This is a genomic window from Geodermatophilus sabuli (assembly GCF_900215145.1).
Lineage (GTDB): Bacteria > Actinomycetota > Actinomycetes > Mycobacteriales > Geodermatophilaceae > Geodermatophilus > Geodermatophilus sabuli.
This window is the reverse complement of sequence record NZ_OBDO01000002.1, coordinates 88878-106016: the sequence shown is the minus strand read 5'-3', so window position 1 is coordinate 106016 and position 17139 is coordinate 88878. Positions and strand designations below refer to the sequence as shown.

19 protein-coding genes and 1 tRNA gene are annotated in these 17139 nt (G+C 75.9%); 15 read left to right on the top strand and 5 right to left on the bottom strand.

The genetic code is table 11. From position 1 onward, the window contains the following. The first annotated feature begins 100 nt into the window (after positions 1-100). The 7 genes from CRP39_RS06055 (at position 101) to CRP39_RS06025 (ending at position 7980) form a co-directional block, all read left to right on the top strand. A complete protein-coding gene (locus tag CRP39_RS06055; protein WP_216359632.1) occupies positions 101-679 on the top strand; it encodes a PAS domain-containing protein in 579 nt (192 codons plus the stop codon). Position 680: 1 nt separating this feature from the next. Beyond that, complete coding sequence (locus tag CRP39_RS27160; protein WP_216359631.1) at positions 681-1646, top strand: methyl-accepting chemotaxis protein; 966 nt, start codon at positions 681-683, stop codon at positions 1644-1646. 103 nt (positions 1647-1749) lie between these two features. After that, entirely contained in the window at positions 1750-4431 is a 2682-nt protein-coding gene (locus CRP39_RS06045) for an ATP-binding protein (RefSeq protein WP_245853632.1), read from the top strand. A gap of 151 nt (positions 4432-4582) precedes the next feature. After that, positions 4583-4653: transfer RNA gene (locus CRP39_RS06040), tRNA-Gly, on the top strand. Positions 4654-4732: 79 nt separating this feature from the next. Continuing rightward, entirely contained in the window at positions 4733-5497 is a 765-nt protein-coding gene (locus CRP39_RS06035; protein ID WP_097205348.1) for a putative protein N(5)-glutamine methyltransferase, read from the top strand. Between the two features lie 294 nt (positions 5498-5791). Further along, positions 5792-6262: a universal stress protein gene (locus CRP39_RS06030; protein WP_101811050.1), complete on the top strand. Its 471-nt coding sequence runs from the start codon at positions 5792-5794 to the stop codon at positions 6260-6262. A gap of 59 nt (positions 6263-6321) precedes the next feature. Continuing rightward, the gene (locus CRP39_RS06025; protein WP_245853674.1) at positions 6322-7980 is read left to right on the top strand and encodes a GAF domain-containing sensor histidine kinase; all 1659 of its coding nucleotides are present in this window, start codon (positions 6322-6324) and stop codon (positions 7978-7980) included. A gap of 18 nt (positions 7981-7998) precedes the next feature. Here CRP39_RS06025 and CRP39_RS06020 read toward each other — a convergent pair whose 3' ends face one another. The 3 genes from CRP39_RS06020 to CRP39_RS06010 all read right to left on the bottom strand — a co-directional run bounded on the left by CRP39_RS06020 (position 7999) and on the right by CRP39_RS06010 (position 10618). Next, positions 7999-8661 (bottom strand): response regulator, encoded by a 663-nt coding sequence (locus CRP39_RS06020; protein ID WP_097205343.1) that lies wholly within the window; start codon positions 8659-8661, stop codon positions 7999-8001. Positions 8662-8743: 82 nt separating this feature from the next. Beyond that, positions 8744-9772 (bottom strand): type III polyketide synthase, encoded by a 1029-nt coding sequence (locus CRP39_RS06015; protein ID WP_097205342.1) that lies wholly within the window; start codon positions 9770-9772, stop codon positions 8744-8746. Between the two features lie 144 nt (positions 9773-9916). After that, positions 9917-10618, bottom strand: a complete 702-nt coding sequence (locus CRP39_RS06010) for a methyltransferase domain-containing protein (RefSeq protein WP_097205340.1) — start codon at positions 10616-10618, stop codon at positions 9917-9919. A 116-nt stretch (positions 10619-10734) separates the two neighbouring features. Here CRP39_RS06010 and CRP39_RS06005 point away from each other — a divergent pair, with 116 nt between their 5' ends. The 7 genes from CRP39_RS06005 to CRP39_RS05985 all read left to right on the top strand — a co-directional run bounded on the left by CRP39_RS06005 (position 10735) and on the right by CRP39_RS05985 (position 15153). Continuing rightward, positions 10735-11235, top strand: coding sequence for a DUF6328 family protein (locus CRP39_RS06005; RefSeq protein ID WP_097205339.1), 501 nt, complete (start codon positions 10735-10737; stop codon positions 11233-11235). Positions 11236-11281: 46 nt separating this feature from the next. Then, positions 11282-12208: a ribokinase gene (locus CRP39_RS06000; protein ID WP_097205337.1), complete on the top strand. Its 927-nt coding sequence runs from the start codon at positions 11282-11284 to the stop codon at positions 12206-12208. Between the two features lie 63 nt (positions 12209-12271). Continuing rightward, entirely contained in the window at positions 12272-12418 is a 147-nt protein-coding gene (locus CRP39_RS26695) for a hypothetical protein (RefSeq protein WP_172442315.1), read from the top strand. 42 nt (positions 12419-12460) lie between these two features. Continuing rightward, complete coding sequence (locus CRP39_RS05995) at positions 12461-13498, top strand: TIGR03617 family F420-dependent LLM class oxidoreductase (RefSeq protein ID WP_097205845.1); 1038 nt, start codon at positions 12461-12463, stop codon at positions 13496-13498. Between the two features lie 79 nt (positions 13499-13577). Beyond that, positions 13578-13718, top strand: coding sequence for a hypothetical protein (locus CRP39_RS26690; protein ID WP_172442314.1), 141 nt, complete (start codon positions 13578-13580; stop codon positions 13716-13718). Positions 13719-13920: 202 nt separating this feature from the next. Beyond that, the gene (locus tag CRP39_RS05990; protein ID WP_097205336.1) at positions 13921-14547 is read left to right on the top strand and encodes a TetR/AcrR family transcriptional regulator; all 627 of its coding nucleotides are present in this window, start codon (positions 13921-13923) and stop codon (positions 14545-14547) included. Between the two features lie 180 nt (positions 14548-14727). Next, positions 14728-15153 carry a hypothetical protein gene (locus tag CRP39_RS05985; protein WP_097205335.1) on the top strand — a complete coding sequence of 142 codons (426 nt, stop codon included), beginning with the start codon at positions 14728-14730 and terminating at the stop codon, positions 15151-15153. 34 nt (positions 15154-15187) lie between these two features. Here CRP39_RS05985 and CRP39_RS05980 read toward each other — a convergent pair whose 3' ends face one another. Together CRP39_RS05980 and CRP39_RS05975 are read right to left on the bottom strand one after the other, a co-directional pair. Then, positions 15188-16582: an amidase gene (locus CRP39_RS05980; protein ID WP_097205333.1), complete on the bottom strand. Its 1395-nt coding sequence runs from the start codon at positions 16580-16582 to the stop codon at positions 15188-15190. A gap of 2 nt (positions 16583-16584) precedes the next feature. Beyond that, the gene (locus tag CRP39_RS05975) at positions 16585-16785 is read right to left on the bottom strand and encodes a hypothetical protein (protein WP_097205332.1); all 201 of its coding nucleotides are present in this window, start codon (positions 16783-16785) and stop codon (positions 16585-16587) included. A 163-nt stretch (positions 16786-16948) separates the two neighbouring features. Here CRP39_RS05975 and CRP39_RS26685 point away from each other — a divergent pair, with 163 nt between their 5' ends. Next, entirely contained in the window at positions 16949-17110 is a 162-nt protein-coding gene (locus tag CRP39_RS26685; RefSeq protein ID WP_172442313.1) for a hypothetical protein, read from the top strand. The last annotated feature ends 29 nt before the right edge of the window (positions 17111-17139 follow it).

The window sequence follows — 17139 nt, the reverse complement described above, 5'->3', positions numbered from 1 at the left end:
GGCCTCCGTGACCGACACCGGTGGCGTCCCCGCCCGGCTACACCCGGCGCCGCGGCTGCCGATGACACAGGAGCACCCCAGCCCGCCCCCAGGAGGACACTTGCCCGACACGCAGGCGCGGCCCCCGGCCACCCGGAGCGCCGGCCGTGGCGTCCGGCCCACGGGCGTGGAGCGCACGTTCGGCCGCGACGAGCTGATCGTCTCCAAGACCGACCTGCGGGGCGTCATCACCTACGCCAACGACGTCTTCCTGCGGGTCAGCGACTACGACCTGGACCAGGTCGTGGGGCAGCCGCACAACCTCATCCGGCACCCGGACATGCCGCGCGCGGTCTTCGCGCTGCTGTGGCGGACCCTCGCGGCGGGCCAGGAACTGTTCGCCTACATCAACAACCTCGCCGCGGACGGCGCGCACTACTGGGTCCTGGCCCACGTCACGCCGTCCTACGGCACCGACGGCTCGGTCGTCGGCTACCACTCGAACCGGCGCAGCCCCGCCCCCGGCGCGATCCGCCAGGTCGCCCCCCTCTACCAGCGGCTGCTCGCCGAGGAGCGCCGGTACCCGACGGCCAAGGCCGCGGTCGAGGCGTCGTCCCGGCTGCTGGACGAGCTGGTCGCGGAGCAGGCGCCGTCGTACGACGAGTTCATCTGGTCGGTCATCAACCGCGAGGAGCGCTGAGGTGGGCATCCGCACGAGGGGCGAAGGCGGACGGCGCAGCGACGCCGAGGAGCTCGCGGTCTACCGGGCGTTCGTCCGTCAGCTGACCGAGACGTGCCTGGCCGCCGCGCGCGGCGACCTCGAGGCCCGCAGCCGCCCGACGCCGGGCATCGAGGCCGTGCCGGAGCTGCAAACCCTGCACGACAGCGCGAACCGCGTGCTCGACGTCTCCGACGCCTTCGTCCGCGAGTCGTCGGCGGCGCTCGCCGCAGCGGCGGAGGGCCGCTTCTCCCGCTCGGTGCTGCTCACCGGGCTGGCCGGGGCCTACCGCAAGGGCGCCGCGGAGATCAACACCGCCCGGGCGGCCATGGAGCGGACCGCCGGCCGGGTCACCGAGGCACAGACCGCCCGGCTGCGGCTGGCCGACGAGTTCGAGGCCGTCGTCCTGGCGATGTCCGAGCAGGTCGCGACGGCGTCGACGGAGATGAGCGCTTCGGCGTCCGGGCTGACCGCCGCGGCGTCGGCGGCGAGCGCGGAGACGGGGACGGCGCAGGAGACGATGAGCTCGCTCACCCGGTCCTCCGCGGAGATCAAGGACGTCATCGCACTCATCGACGCCGTCGCCGCACAGACCCGGCTGCTGGCCCTCAACGCCACCATCGAGGCCGCCCGTGCCGGCGAGGCCGGCAAGGGCTTCGCCGTCGTCGCCACCGAGGTCAAGGACCTCGCCGACCAGACCGCCCGGGCCACCGTGCGGGTCACCACCCAGGTCGAGCAGGTCCGGGAGGCCTGCGAGGAGGTCGCCGCCGTCATGGACAAGGTGGGGACGACGGTCACCGAGATGAACGGTCTCGTGGACGGCATCGCCGCCGCGGTCGACGGCTCGGCCTCCATGGGCGCCGGTGCCAGCGACATCACCGGGTTGTCCCAGATGGCCGAGCGGCTGCGGTCGGAGGCGACCGGCTTCCTCGCCGAGATGCGCCGATGACACCGGGGTACGGTTCGGGCCGGTCGTCCGGCCTCTGACCGGGCGACCGGCGCACGAGCCACGGCGCCGGCGCGCCCGTCGAGGACCGGAGTCGGAGGTGTGCGTGCCCCCCAGCGCCCACACCGGCCTGCCACCGGGCCCGGGGGACGCCGAGCTGTTCCGGGACGGCGGCGAGAACGGTCGGCTGATGGCCGCGCTGGACTGGTCCACCACCCCGCTCGGGCCGGTCTCCGGCTGGCCGGCCAGCCTCCGGCACGCCGTCCGCACGGTGCTGGCCTCGCGCTTCCCCATGATCCTCACCTGGGGTCCGCAGTTCACCCAGATCTACAACGACGCCTACGCCGACCTGATCGGCGGCAAGCACCCCGGCGCCATCGGGGACGACCTGCGGGTCACCCTCGCGGAGGGCTGGGCGGCCCTCGAGGGCCCCGTCGAGCGGGCGATGACCACCCGCGAGCCGTCGTGGATCCCGCAGCTGCTGCTGCTGCTCGAGCGGGCCGGGTACCGCGAGGAGACCTACTTCACGGTCTCCCACGCCCCGGCCTACGGCGACGACGGCGAGGTCGCCGGCATGCACGCGGTCTGCACGGAGGTCACCCGCCAGGTCCTGGCCGAGCGCCGCCAGCGGCTGCTGCACGACGTCGCCGGCTCCGGCCGGTTGGGCGACGAGTTGGCCACGGTGGAGGGGATGACCGCCACGCTGGCCGGCAACCCCCTCGACGTCCCGTTCGCGGCCGTCTACCTCGCCGGACCCGACGGCACCGGACTGCGGCGGGCAGCCACCGTGGGCTGCGACCCGCGGCTGCTGCCCGAGACGGCGGCCTCCGCCACGGAGCTGCTGCCGCCCGAGGTCGAGCGGCTGGCGGTCCCCGGGGGGCCGTGGGGCGACCCGGTCACCGCGGCCGTCGTCCTCCCCCTGGCCGGGAGCCCGGGCGCCGAGCAGGTGGGCGCGCTCGTGGTCGGCGTCAACCCCAACCGGGCGCTGGACGAGGAGTACCGCTCGTTCCACGAGCTGCTCGCCGCCCAGTTCGCCGGCGCGGTGCTCAACGCGCGCGCCTACGCCGCCGAGCGGGCCCGCGCGGAGGCCCTCGCCGAGCTCGACCGGGCCAAGACGGCGTTCTTCGCCGACGTGAGCCACGAGCTGCGCACCCCCCTGACCCTGCTGCTGGCCCCGATCGCCGACGCGCTGTCCGGGGTCGCGCTGCCGCCGGCCGCGCGGGACCAGCTCACCCTCGCGCTGCGCAACGGGCAGCGGCTGCAGGGCCTGGTCAACGACCTGCTGGAGTTCGTCAGCATCGAGGCCGGCCGCACCGCCGCCGTCCGGGTGGAGACCGACCTCCCCGCCCTCACGACGGAGCTGGCCGGGGTGCTGCGCGCCGCGGCCGAGCGGGCCGGGCTGGAGCTGACGGTCGACTGCCCCCCGCTGGGTCGCCCGGCGTTCGTCGACCCGCGGATGTGGGAGAAGATCGTCGTCAACCTCGTCGCGAACGCGGTGAAGTACACCTTCGTCGGGGCCATCGCCGTCACCCTGCGGGCCGACGGCGACGTGATCACGCTGCAGGTGTCCGACACCGGCGTGGGCATCCCCGCCGAGGAGCTGCCGCACCTGTTCGAACGCTTCCACCGGGTCGCCGGCTCCCCCGCCCGCAGCCGCGAGGGCACCGGACTGGGGCTGGCCATGGTCCGCGAGCTCGCCGCGCTGCACGGCGGCGGCATCCGGGTGTCCAGCGAGCCCGGGGCCGGCAGCACCTTCACCGTCACCGTGCCCTTCGGCTCCCCGGACGCCGTCACCGCCGCACCCACCGCCGCGCCGTCCGAGGCCGCCCGCGGTGCGGCCGTCACCCCCTGGGACGACGACCTCGCCCGGACCGCGCCCGAGCCCGGCACCGCACCCGAGCCGGGCACCTGCGTGCTGGTGGTGGACGACAACGCCGACATGCGCGCCTACCTCACCCGGCTGCTGTCCCCGCACTGGAGCGTCCGGACGGCGACCAACGGCCTGGAGGCGCTGGCGGTCCTCGCCTCGGCTCGCCCGGACGTGGTGCTGACCGACGTGATGATGCCGGGGCTGGACGGGTTCGGCCTGCTCCGTGCGCTGCGGGCCGACCCCGCGACGCGGACGGTGCCGGTGGTCATGCTGACCGCGCGGGCCGGCCAGGAGGCCGCCGTCGAGGGGTTCGACGCCGGGGTCGACGACTACCTGCCCAAGCCGTTCGAGTCCGCCGAGCTGATCGCCCGGTTGCGGGCGGTGCTCGACCGCGCCGCCGGCTCCCGCGGCGCCGTCCCCCCGCCGCCGTCGGGCGACGGGGCCGGCCACGCCGGGCTCCCCGCACCCCCCGTGACACCGGCGCCCCGGCTGCCGATGACGGCGTCCGCGCCCGTGTCCGCCCCGTCGCCGGACCGCGCTCCCGCGTCCCGGCCGGTCACGGGCCACTGGCGGTTCCCCGCGGCCGGCTCGGCCATCCCGGCGCTGCGCCGCCGGCTGCGGGCGCTGTTCGCGGAGGCCGGCCTGGACGAGGACCGCGCCTACGACCTCGTGCTCGCCACCTGCGAGGCCGCCACGAACGCCGTCGAGCACGCCCAGGACCCGACCGAGCCGTTCATCGACGTCGCGGTCGACGTGGCCCGAGGCCGGGTGGAGATCGCCGTCCGCGACTACGGCCGGTGGCGCGAGCGGGTACCGAGCATGGACCGGGGCCGCGGCTCGATGCTGATGAGCGCGGTCGGCGAGATCACCGCGACCCCGAGCCCGGCCGGCACGACGGTGGTCATCCGCTCGGTCTGACCGCAGGAGCCCGCGCCCCTCGGACGGCGGCGGTGCTGGCCCTCGCCATCGGCCGTTCCGGGTGCAGCAGGAGGCGTGGCCGGGCGGACACCCCCGCCGGGGACCCTGCTCCCCTCCCCGGGCACCGTCCGGGTAAGCTCGGCTGCGTCCTGCGGGTGTAGTTCAATGGCAGAACATCAGCTTCCCAAGCTGACAGTGCGAGTTCGATTCTCGTCACCCGCTCTCCTCGCCCCTCGCGGGCGCCCTCCGGCGGGCCGACGTCCGTGCCCGGCCGGAGGTCCCCGTTCCCTCTCCTGAGCTCGTGGCCCGCCTCCGTGCCGCCGGCTGCGTCTTCGCCGACGAGGAGGCCGCCGCCCTCGTCGCCGCGACACCGGACCCGGCCGCCCTCGAGGGGCTGGTCGCCCGGCGGGTGGCCGGGGAGCCGCTGGAGACGGTGCTCGGCTGGGCGGAGTTCTGCGGCCTGCGCATCGCCGTCGCGCCCGGGGTCTTCGTGCCGCGTCGCCGGACCGGCCTCCTCGTCGACCACGCGGCCACCGTCCTGGCGAACGCGTCCCGGCCGGTCGTGGTCGACCTCTGCTGCGGCACGGGTGCGGTGGGCGTGGCTGTGGCCGCCGCCGTCGGCCCGGTGGAGCTGCACGCCGCCGACGTCGACCCGGTGGCGGTCCGTTGCGCCGAGCGCAACGTCGTCCCCGTCGGCGGCCGGGTCCACCAGGGGGACCTCTACGACGCCCTGCCGGCCGGGCTGCGGGGGCGGGTGGACCTGCTGGCGGTCAACGCCCCCTACGTCCCGACGGCGGCGATCGCGCTGATGCCCCCGGAGGCACGCGAGCACGAGCCCCGCACCGCCCTGGACGGCGGCGCGGACGGCGTCGGGCTGCAGCGCCGGGTGGCCGCTGGGGCGCGCCGGTGGCTGGCTCCCGGCGGGGTCCTGCTGGTGGAGACCAGCCGGGCGCAGGCCCCACTGACCGCGGCCGCCGTCACGGCCGGTGGGCTGGTGGCGCAGGTCCTGCACGACGACGACCGGGACGCCACCGCGGTCTCCGGCACCGCGCCCGGCCCCCGGTGAACCGCGCCGCGGACGGCGGCGACGCGGCCACCACCACCCGACCGAGAGGCGATGTCACCAAACGGTCACTCCACGCAGTGGCACGCACGGTTCCGAACCGGAACGGTGTCGTCACTCCTCGACCTGGGCGGACACCGGGTCCTTGGGCCCTGCCGGAGCCGCGGACGGGCCGTCACGATGCCCCGCATGGCCGATGCACTCGGGCTTCGTGGAGAGCCGCGCGCGAAGGACCCCGGGTCTCCCCGGCTCGTCCGGCGGCCGGTCGACGGCGCGGTGCGCGCACAGGGGGGCGACATGACGGACGGCACGGGGCCGGACGGGACCGGCGACCCGGCGGCGGTCGGACCCACCCGGCTCACGCCGTGGCTGCCGCGCCGGCAGAACCCGTGGCTCGTCGTCGACGTCGACGGCTCCCCCGGCAGCTACGGCGCCCTGGTGTGGGCACTGCGCGAGGCCGCCCGCCGGGAGGGCACCGTGGTGGCGGTCAGCGTCCTGGAGGAGACCGACCCCGATCCGCTGGCCGCCCTGGGACGCCGCGACCCCGCACCCGCCCTCGAGCGGCTGGAGGCGCTGGTGCTGCGCGCCATCGCCGAGACCGGCGTGGTCGGGCGCACCCGCACCACGGTGCTCGAGCGGCCGGTGTTCGAGGCGCTCACCGGAGCGGCCCGCGGCGCCGACCTCGTCGTCGTCAGCGCGCACGGCAAGACGCTGCTGCGCCCGGCGGTCCCCCGCCCGCACCCGCGCCGCCTGGCCCGCGGGGCGTGACCGGAGGCCCCCATCCCCGCACTCCTCCCACCGCTCCCGGGGCCCCCGGTGGCCGGGCCGTGACCCCGCCCGCCGCCGAGGACCCCGGTGTGCCGATCCCCGTCCCCGTCCTCGCCGCCGGCGTCCGGGCGGCGGCGCACAGCGACCACCTCGACGCGACGCTGCGGGGGGTCGTCAGCGCGGCTGTCGAGCACCTGGACGCGACCTTCGGCGCGCTCGGCGTGCTGGACCGCACCGGCACCCACATCGAGCGGTTCGTCGTCGTCGGCATGGACGCCGCCGTGCGGGAGCGCATCGGCCGCCTCCCCACCGGCGAGGGCGTGCTGGGGATGATGATCGGCGCCTCCGGCCCCCTGCGCCTCGACGACCTCACCACCCACCCCGAGGCGGTCGGCTTCCCGCCCGGCCACCCTCCGATGCACAGCTTCCTGGGCATGCCGATCCGGGCGGCCGGGTCGGTGTTCGCCATCCTGTTCCTGACCGTCAAGCGGCCCGAGGGGTCGTTCACCGACGTCGACGAGCGCGCGGTGCAGGCGCTCGCCGCGACCGCCGGCCTGGCCATCGAGAACGCCCTGCGCGTGGAGCGGGCCGAGCACCGGCGGGCGTGGGCGCAGGCCGGGACGGACATCGTGACCGCCCTGCTCTCCGGCGCCGACCCGGACACCGTGCTCCGCGCGATCGCCGAGCGGGTCGCCGCCCTGGCCGCCGCCGACAGTGCCGGGGTGCTCGTGCCCAGCCCGGACGACGCCGACGTCCTCACCGTCGTCGACGCCGTGGGCCTGGACAGCGAGGACGTCGAGGGCGTGCGGCTGCCCCTGGCCGACAGCCAGTTGGGGGTGGCGCACCGGTCCGGCGTGCCCCGGATCATCGCCGACGTGAGCGCGGCGGCCGCCGAGGGACGGCAGGCGCCGGTGCTGGGCGAGCTCGCCACCGGTTACGGGCCGACCCTGTTCATCCCGCTCGGCGGCCGCCCGCCCCTGGGCACCGTGGTGGCCATGCGGCGCAGCGGAGGCGAGCCCTTCCGGCCCGACACCCTGGAGCACGCCTCGGCCTTCGCCGCCCAGGCCGCCGTCGCCCTGCAGCTGGCCCGCAGCCAGCAGCGGGAACGCCGGCTGCAGGTGGAGGCCGATCGCGACCGGATCGCCCGCGACCTGCACGACCACGTCGTCCAGCGGATCTTCGCCACGGGCCTGGCGCTGGACCGGATCAGCCGGTCACTGACGGCCGACCACCCGGAGGCCGCCGCCCGGCTCGCGGAGCGGGTCGACGAGCTGGACGGGACGATCGCCCGCATCCGGTCGGCCATCTTCGAGCTGCACCAGCCCGAGGACGACTCGCCCGACGCGGTGCGTACCCGCATCGCCGACGTCGTCCGGTCGATCACCGGGGGCCAGGGCGTCCGACCCGACGTCCGCTTCAAGGGTCTGGACGAGCTGCCCTCGGGGCTGGTGCCCGACGTGGTCGCCGTCGTCCGGGAGCTGGTGACCAACGTCGTCCGGCACGCCCGGGCCAGCCGCGTGGCGGTGACGGTCAGCGTCACGTCCGACGTGCGAGTCGTGGTCACCGACGACGGCACGGGGTTGCCGGCGGTGACCGTCCGCAGCGGGCTCACCAACCTCACCGACCGCGCCGAGCGGCACGGTGGCCGGCTGACGACGTCGGCCGGCCCGGCGGGGACGGAGATCCGCTGGACGGTGCCGCTCCCCACCCAGCGCTGACCGGGCTGGGCGGTCGGCTCAACCGCCCGCGTCGGGGCGGTCGCGCAGCTCGGTGGCGAGGATGGCCGCCTGGGTGCGGCGCTCCAGGCCCAGCTTGGCCAACAGGTGGCTGGTGTAGTTCTTCACCGTCTTCTCCGCAAGACCCATCCGCTCCCCGATCTGCCGGTTGGTCAGCCCCTCACCGATCAGCCGCAGCACCGTGCGCTCCTGCTCGGTCAGCACCGCGAGCCGGCGGTCGCGCTCGACGGGGCGGCGGCGGGCGGCCAGCACCGATCCGGCGTCCTGGTCGAACAGCGTCCCACCGGTGGCGACGGTCCGGACCGCGGACACCAGCGCCGAGCCGCGCACCTGCTTGAGCAGGTAGCCGGCCGCGCCGGCGGCCACCGCGGCGGCGACCGCGTCGTCGTCGGCGTAGCTGGTCAGCATCAGGCAGCGCAGGCCGGGCACGCGCTCGCGCAGCTGCCGGCAGACCTCGGCGCCGTCGCCGTCGGGCAGCCGCATGTCGACGACGGTGACGTCCGGCCGCACCGCGGGCACGCGGGCCAGGGCCTCGGCGACCGACCCGGCCTCGCCCACCACGCGGATCGCCGGGTCCTCCTCGAGCAGCTCGGCCACCCCCCGCCGCACGACCTCGTGGTCGTCGACGAGGAAGACCCGCACGTCCGTGCGCTCTTCCCCCACCAGCAGCCCCCTCCTGGCGAGTGACCCAGTTCACAGAGCCTAGGAGGCGGGACGGCCGCCGTCACGCGGCGCGAGTGTGCGGTCAGGCGGGGAGGAGCACGGCGGCGTACAGCGTGAGGCCGGGGCCGAACGCCATGGCGACGACCGGGCCGTCGACGTCCCCGAGCTCGTCGAGCACGAGCAGCACCGTGGCCGACGAGCAGTTGCCGTGCTCGGCCAGCACTCGCCGGGAGGCCGCGAGCTGGGTCTCGGCCAGGCCCAGCTCGTCGCGGACGACGTCCAGGATGCGCGGACCGCCGGGGTGCACCGCCCATCCGGCGACGTCCTCCGAGCGCAGCCCGACGCCGGTGAGCAGCTCGTCGACGACGTCGCCGACGTGCCGGGACAGCACGTCGGGCACCCGCGGCGACAGGCCCATGCGGAACCCGAGGTCGGTGACGTCCCAGGTCATGTGGTCGGCGGTGGAGGCGTCGGTGCGCGCCACGATGCCGGCCACCCGGCGCCCGCGCCGGGCCCCGGGCTGCACCACGACCGCGGCCGCGGCGTCGGAGAACAGCGCGTGCGCGACGACCTGCTCGAGGTCGGCCTGGGCCGGCTGCACGTGCAGGCTGGTCAGCTCGCAGCAGAGCAGCACGGCCGGCCTGGACCGGGCCGTCACGAAGTCGGCGACAGCGGCCAGCCCGGGGATGGCGGCGTAGCAGCCCATGTGCCCGACCAGCAGCCGCTGCAGGCCGGCCGGCATGCCCAGGTCGTTGGCCAGGCGGATGTCCAGGCCGGGCGTGGCGTAGCCCGTGCAGGTGGCGACCGCGAACAGGCCGACGTCCCCCGGGGCCAGGCCGGCGGCGTCGAGGGCCCCGGCCACCGCCTGCTTGCCGAGCGGGAGCGCCTCCTGCACGTAGCGCTGCATCCGGGCGCCGGTGCCCCAGGTGCTGAGGTCCTCGTCCAGCGGGTTGGCCACCGCGTGGCGGCGGCGCACCCCGGAGGAGCTGAAGATGCGCCGCGCGGCGCGCAGCCCGGCGTAGTGCCCGGCGAAGAAGCCGTCCCAGACGGCGTCCTGGTCGATCGTCGTGGGCAGGGCGGCTCCGGCGCCGGTGACGACGGCGGCGCTCACCAGGCCACCTCGCCGTCGCCTGACCACGGGGGCGGGGCGGCGGTCACGGGGGCTCGCAGCAGGGTGCTCCCGGCCGCTGCTCCGCTGGTGCACGGGCTCGGCATCATGCGGAAACGGTACGGGTGACCTGCACGTCGCGCCGCATCATCGCTTGCGGCCGTACCCGGCGAAGACCACCGCGGTGGAGCGGGTCGGCTTCATCCGGACCGAGCGGCGCCGGCCCAGCCGCCAGGCGATCGCCTCCCGCATCGAGGGGCGCAGGCCGACCAGCCGCAGGTCGAGTCCCAGGCGGTCGGCCTCGGCCAGCAACCGGCGACGGTCCACGAACAGTGCCGGGTCGTGCAGTCCCGGTGGCGGGCCTCCGGGGAGCCGTTCGGCCACGGTCACCATGAGGAACCGCCCCACGCGGGTCGCCGCCAGGGCGTCGATCACCAGGGTGCCCCCCGGCCGCAGCAGCCGGGCGCACTCGGCCAGGACGGCGACGTCGTCCTCGACGTGCTCGAGGATCTCCCCGGCGACGACGACGTCCGCGCACCCGTCGGCGAGCGGGACGGCGTACACCGACGCCTGCACCGCCAGCACCCCGTGCTCGCGGGCGGACTCCAGCCCGCGCCGACCGAGGTCGACCCCGACGTGCGCGTAGCCCAGCCGGGCCGCGTGGGGCGCCATGAGACCGCCACCGCACGCCAGGTCGACCAGCACCGCGCCCGGTGCCGCGGCCGGCGGGATGTGCTCGGCGCGCGAGGCGGCCAGCCAGTGCAGCGCGGCGAACCCGCCCGAGACGTCCCACCACTGGTCGGCGAGCTCGTCGTACTGGCGGGGGTCGTTGCGGGGCAGTCCGCTCATGCGGGCATTCAACGGCCCTCGCGCGGATCGTGGCCCCAGTTCGCCATGCGCGTGCCTCCGGGGGTGTCGGGTGCTCGTCCGTGCGGTACCGCAGCCAGATGGCTCGGAAACGGACGATGCGGACGGTGGACCGGACGGACGCGACCGAGACCGCGCAGCTCCGGGGCCAGACGCCGGAGCAGGTGCTCGACCGAAACCTCGCGGAGCTGCTGCAGGAGATGCGGGTCGCGATCACCGGCGTCCAGGTGCTGTTCGCCTTCCTGCTGACCCTGCCGTTCACGGTCCGCTTCGACGAGCAGGGGCTGTTCGGCACCACCGTCTACACGGTCACCCTGCTCAGCACGGCGACCGCGATCCTGGTGCTGATCGCGCCCGTGTCGTTCCACCGCACGCTGTTCCGTCAACGACGCAAGGCGGAGCTGGTGGCCTTCGCCGACCGCGCACTGCTCATCGGGCTGGGCCTGCTCTTCCTCGGCATCGCCAGCGCGGTCCTGCTGGTGCTCGACGTCGTGCTGGGCCGGTGGCCGGCCGTGATCGGCTGCGGGTTCGTCGTCCTGGTGGGCGCGGTCTCCTGGTACGTCGCCCCCCTGCGCCACCGCCGGTCACCCCCGGTGTGAGCGGGCTCTGGTAGAGCTGACCCCGGTCGTCCCTCCGGAGGTGCGCGTGTCAGTGACCGTCGTCGGCAGCCTCAACGAGGACGTGCTGGTGCGCGTCGGGCGCCTACCCGGGCGCGGGGAGACCGCCATCGGCCGCGACACGGTGCTGGCCCCGGGGGGCAAGGGCGCGAACCAGGCGGCGGCGGCCGGCCGGCTGGGCACCGGGGTGGTCATGGTCGGCCGGGTCGGCGCCGACCCGGCCGGGGAGCGGCAGCTCGCGGCGCTGGCCGAGGCGGGGGTCGACGTGGCGCACGTGCGGCAGATCGCGGGGAGCCCCACCGGCAGCGCGACGATCCCGGTCGAGGAGGGCAGCGGGGAGAACCTCATCGTCGTCGTCCCCGGGGCCAATGCCCAACTGCGGCCGGCGGACGTCGACGTCGACCCAGTGCGGGACGCGGGGGTGGTCCTCCTGCAGCTGGAGATCCCGCTGGCCACCGTGACGGCCGCCGCGGCCGCCGCCGGCGGCACCGTCGTCCTCACCCCCGCCCCGGCCCGACCCCTCCCGCCCGAGCTGCTCGCCCGCGTCGACGTGCTGGTGCCGAACGAGCACGAGCTGGTGACGCTGGCCGGCGCCGCACCGGCCGACCGCAGCCCGGCCGAGCTCGCCGGCCTGGCGCGCGCGCTCGAGGCGGACACCGTGGTCGTGACCCTGGGGGCCCGCGGCGCGCTGCTGGTGCCCGGCGTCGGGCCGACGCTGCTACAGGCACCGCCACCGGTGCGGGCGGTCGACACCACCGGGGCCGGCGACTGCTTCTGCGGCGCGCTCGGCGTCGCCCTGGCCGACGGGGCGGTACCCAGCGAGGCCGTCGCCGTCGCGGTGACCGCGGCCGCGCTGTCCACCACGGGGGCCGGTGCCCGCGCCGCGCTGCCGGACGCAGCGGCCGTCGCCCGACTGCGTCGCGAGCTGCCGCCGGCGACGACGCTGCGGGGTTGAGCAGCCGGTTCGCCGGGCACTGGCCGGGCGGAGCGCACCGAGCCCCGACCGAGGAGGACGACGATGACCGAGCCGGAACGCCCGCCGCGCAGCCCCGAACGCGCCGAGGGCGACCCGCCCGGCGAGGACTCGACCAGCGGCCGCACGCCGCGCGCCGAGGAGCCCGCCGAGGGCGAGGACACTCAGGGCGGGGGCGCGGACACCCCCTGAACGCTGGCGGGCGGGGTGGCCGGTGCGGCAGGCTGCGGTGCCGTGCTGCTCGACGCCACCCTGCCCGCCGACCTCGACGAGGTACCCGGGGTCGCCCGCGACCTGGAGCAGCGCGGCTACGCCGGCGTGTGGACGTCGGAGACCAACCGCGACCCGTTCCTCCCGCTGCTGGTCGCCGGCCGGGCGACCACCCGGCTGCAGGTCGGGACGGCGATCGCGGTCGCCTTCGCCCGGTCCCCGATGACGGTGGCCATCACCGCCCACGACCTGCAGCGCCACACCCGCGGCCGGTTCGTCCTGGGCCTGGGGACCCAGGTGCGCGCGCACGTGGAGCGGCGGTTCTCGATGCCGTGGAGCGCCCCGGTGCCGCGGATGCGCGAGTACGTCGCCGCGCTGCGGGCCATCTGGTCGGCCTGGCAGGAGGGCACCCCGCTCCGCTTCCGGGGCGAGCACTACACGCACACCCTCATGACGCCGGTGTTCAGCCCCGAACCGCACGCGTGGGGTGGGCCGCCGGTGTACCTGGCCGCCGTGGGGCCGGCGATGACCCGGCTGGCCGGCGAGATCGCCGACGGCCTCTTCGCGCACTCCTTCACCACCGCCCGGTACCTGCGCGAGCGCACACTGCCGGCGCTGGCCGAGGGGCTGTCGGCGTCCGGCCGGTCGCGGTCCGACGTACCGGTGAGCCTGCCCGGGTTCGTCGTCACCGGGGCGACCGACGTCGAGCGGGCGGCGGCCTCCGACGCGGTCCGCGCCCAGATCGCCTTCTACGGCAGCACGCCCGCCTACCGGCCGGTGCTGGAGCTGCACGGCTGGGAGGGCCTCGCCGACGAGCTGCACGCGCTGTCCGTCGGGCGCCGCGAGGACCGCTGGACGGCGATGCGCGACCTGGTCGACGACGAGGTCCTGGACGCGTTCGCCGTGGTCGCCGGCCCGGCGGACGTCGGCGCACGGGTGCGCGAGCGCTTCGCGGGGCTGGTCGACCGGTTCAGCATGTCCACCGTCGCGCCGTCCCGCGCCGAGGCCGGGGACGCGCTCCTGGCGGCCCTCCGCAGCGACCTCGACGGGCACGCAGAGTGACCCATCTCTCAGCGTTTCCGCTTCAACTCACCGTTTCAGGTCTGTTTCCCGGGCCCTCGCGCGGGGGACGCTGGGTGGTATGGAGGACACGCAGCGCGACATGCGAGTAATCGACGAGAACCCGACCGAGCGTCAGGCGGACGGGTCGCAGGCCCAGCAGGCCTCGGCCGTCCCCGTGGCGCGGATGCTGGCCAACCCCCGCCGGGTGCGCCGGGCCTGACCGCCCCCTCCCGGATCCCCCGAGCGCCGGGGGATGCGGAGGATGGCCGGGGACCCCGAAGTCACGGAACGTCACAACCGTCCCACCGACCACCGGGGTCCCGGCCAACCCGGGCGTCTCTCGTCACTCACTGCAACCACCAGGCGCCGGACCCCGGCGTGCCGCGAACTGATCCGTCACGGGCTGGGGCAGCATCCCCGACGTGACCGCAGCCGCCCTCCCCCTCGCCGTCGACGACGCCACGGTTCCCGTCCGCCGGAGCCGGGCCGAGCGGCAGGCCATCGTCCTGGACACCGCGGAGCGGTTGTTCGCCACCCGCAGCTCCCGCAGCGTGGGCATGGACGAGCTGGTCCGCGAGACCGGGCTCGGCAAGATGACGGTCTACCGGCTCTTCAAGAGCAAGGACGACCTCGTCGGCGCCTACCTGGCGCGCAAGGCGGCCACCGTGCTGGCCTTCATCGACGCCGAGCTGGTGCGCCGGGAGGGGGACCCCCGGGCCGCGCTGCTGTCGGTGGTCGACGTCGTCGAGCGGGACGTCACCCGCACCGGCTTCCGCGGCTGCCCGTTCACGAACGTCAGCAGCGAGTACGACGACCCGCAGCACCCCGCCCGCAGCGCCGCCGCCGACTACAAGTTCGAGCTGCACGCGCGCCTGGAGCGCCTCGCCGGCCAGGTGGTGCCCGGTGCCGGTGACGACCTCGCCGCGCAGGTCCACCTGATCATCGACGGCATGTACCTCTCCGGCGGGCTGCTCGGCCCCGACGGCCCGGCCGCGCACGGCCGCGCGCTCGCCGAGCGGCTCATCGACGCCGCGATCGCCGCCCGCTGACCACCCGGCGGCCCTCCGGACCGCATCGCGGCGCCGTCCCGCGTCGATCGCGGGTTGATGCGGGCCCGCCCGGCGTCTCCCTCGGTGTCGCATGCAACAACGCCGTGATCACCGGGCGGAGTCCCGCTCCTCCCCGCTCGCTGACCTGCGGACGGACGGCCTGCACCGCACGATGGGGTGGTGAGCACCGACCGCAGCCGGCTCGACCTCGACGACACCACGGTGGAGGGCCTGGGCAAGCTGTCCGAGGCCCTGGAGACCATCGAGCAGGCCCGCGGGCAGCTCTACGGTTTCCACCAGCACTCGGGCAAGGCCGACCTGCTGCTCCAGGACGCCGTCGAGCTGTTCCGCGAGGCCGGCCACACGCAGCTGGCCGACGACCTCGACCGTGACCTGGTCGGCCGCAACGTCATCGCCGACCGCTGGACCTTCCAGATCGTCGAGGACTACGACGCGAACTACTGGTCGGTGTTCCGGGACTTCGACGAGCGGGCCCGCGCGGAGCTGGCCGACGGCGACCGGCACGTCTACGAGGCCCGGATGAAGCAGCGCGAGCGCACCCGCGGCCGGCCCCACCACGAGGCCGGCCCCGCCCTCGACGAATAGGCGAGGACATCGCCGCCCGTGTGGACCGGTCGGGTCAGACGACCTCAGCCAGGCGGCCGACGGCCTCCGCGGCCGCCTCGTAGGCGGTGCCGGCGTCGAGCAGCGTGGCCTCGTCGAACGGCCGGCCCATCAGCTGCATGCCGAGGGGCAGGCCCGCGGCGTCGAACCCGGTGGGCAGCGCGATGCTCGGCAGGCCGGTGAGGTTGGCCGGGGAGGTGAGCCGCACCATCGCCAGGTCCACCGACTCGGTGGTGCCGTCGGGCCAGGTGACGTCCATCTGGTCGACCACCGGTGCGGCGAAGGGCTGTACCGGCGCGACGACGACGTCGACGTCGGCGAACAGTTGCGCCCAGGCCCGCTGGATGAGGGTGCGCACCCGCAGCGCCTTGATGTAGTCGGTGGCCAGCACCAGCTCGCCCACCTCGAGCTGCATCCGCGTCTCGGGCCGGTAGAGCTCGCCCTTCGTGCGCAGCGCCTCCTGGTGGTAGGCGGCGGCCTCGGGCAGCACGATCCCCCACTCCGCGGCCAGGACCTGGTCCGGGTACGGGATGGTCACCTCCCGCGTCTGGGCGCCGACACCCACCAGGACGTCGACCGCCGCCCGCACCGACGCCTCGACGTCCGGGTGCACGTGGTCGAAGAAGAAGTTCGTGGGCACGCCGATCCGCAGCCCGCGCACGTCCCCGGTGGTGCCGGCGGCGTAGCCGGGGACCGGCACGTCCACCGAGGCGGGGTCCAGCGGGTCGTGCCCGGCGATGACGTCCAGCACCAGCGCGGCGTCCCGCACGTTGCGGGTCAGCGGGCCGACGTGGTCCAGGGACCACGACAGCGACGTCACCCCGCGCCGCGACGTCCGGCCGTGGGTGGGCTTGAGGCCGACGGTGCCGCACAGGGTGGCCGGGATCCGGATCGAGCCGGCCGTGTCGGTGCCCATGCCGACCAGGCAGGACCCGACCGCCACCGCCGCCCCGGAGCCCCCGCTGGACCCGCCGGGGATGCGCGAGGTGTCCCACGGGTTCCGGGTCGTGTGGGTGCGCCCGCCGTAGGCGAACTCGTGCGTGTGGGTCTTGCCGACCATGACCATCCCGGCCGAGCGCAGCCGCTCGACGGCGACGGCGTCGGTGTCGGGCACGTACCCCTCGCGCACCTTCGAGCTCGACGTCGACGGGATGCCGGCGGTGTCGTAGATGTCCTTGACGCCCAGCGGGATGCCGTGCAGCGGCCCCCGGTACCGGCCCGCGGCGATCTCCGCCTCCGCGGTCCGCGCCTGCTCCCGCGCCAGGTCGGCGCAGACGTGCACGAACGCGTTGATCGCCGGCTCGGTGGCCTCGATCCGACCGAGCGCGGAGTCGGTCAGCTCCACCGGGGACAGGCGGCCGGCGGCGATCTCCTCCGCCGCCGCGGTCAGGGTGAGCTCGTACGGCTGCACGGTCAGGCCTCCCAGCGGGCGTCGAAGGCGGTGGCCGGCGGGGTCTCCCCCAGCGGGACGTCGTCCAGCCGGTCGATGAGGGCGTACATCTCGCCCAGGACGGCGCCGACCTCCTCGTACCGGTCGGCGGCGAGGTCGAGGCGGGCGCCGCGGGCGGCGTGCGCCGTCGCCTCGGCGGAGAAGGAGCGCGGGATCGGTGGCACGGGCAGCTCCTCGGCTCGGGGCGGTCGTCCGCGGCAGTCTGCCGCCTGCTCCCGGCCGGGCCGCGCCGGCTCCCGCGTCCGAGCTGTCCGCTGCGGCGATCCGGTGACCCGGTGGGGGCCCGCTCGGCTCGCCGTCCGGACGGCGGTGTCGCACAGTCGGGACGTGACGATGCCCGAGCCCGCCGACGACCGCGACGTCCAGCCCCTCGGCGGGGAGATGGCCCCGCCGGCCGACCCGGAGTCCCAGGGCGGCACCGAGGGCCCGGCCTCCGGGGTGGCCGGCCCCAGCTACCCACCGGCGGAGAGCGAGCCGGACGCCGGGTGACCGTGCGCCCGGGGGCGGGCGGCAGCAGA

Excerpts from the sequence above, each read along its gene's own strand:
- CRP39_RS06030 (WP_101811050.1), top strand. The coding sequence starts at position 5,792 with ATGACGGACGGCACGGGGCCGGACGGGACCGGCGACCCGGCGGCGGTC.
- CRP39_RS06010 (WP_097205340.1), bottom strand. The coding sequence starts at position 10,618 with ATGAGCGGACTGCCCCGCAACGACCCCCGCCAGTACGACGAGCTCGCC.
- CRP39_RS06005 (WP_097205339.1), top strand. The coding sequence starts at position 10,735 with ATGCGGACGGTGGACCGGACGGACGCGACCGAGACCGCGCAGCTCCGG.
- CRP39_RS26695 (WP_172442315.1), top strand. The coding sequence starts at position 12,272 with ATGACCGAGCCGGAACGCCCGCCGCGCAGCCCCGAACGCGCCGAGGGC.
- CRP39_RS26690 (WP_172442314.1), top strand. The coding sequence starts at position 13,578 with ATGGAGGACACGCAGCGCGACATGCGAGTAATCGACGAGAACCCGACC.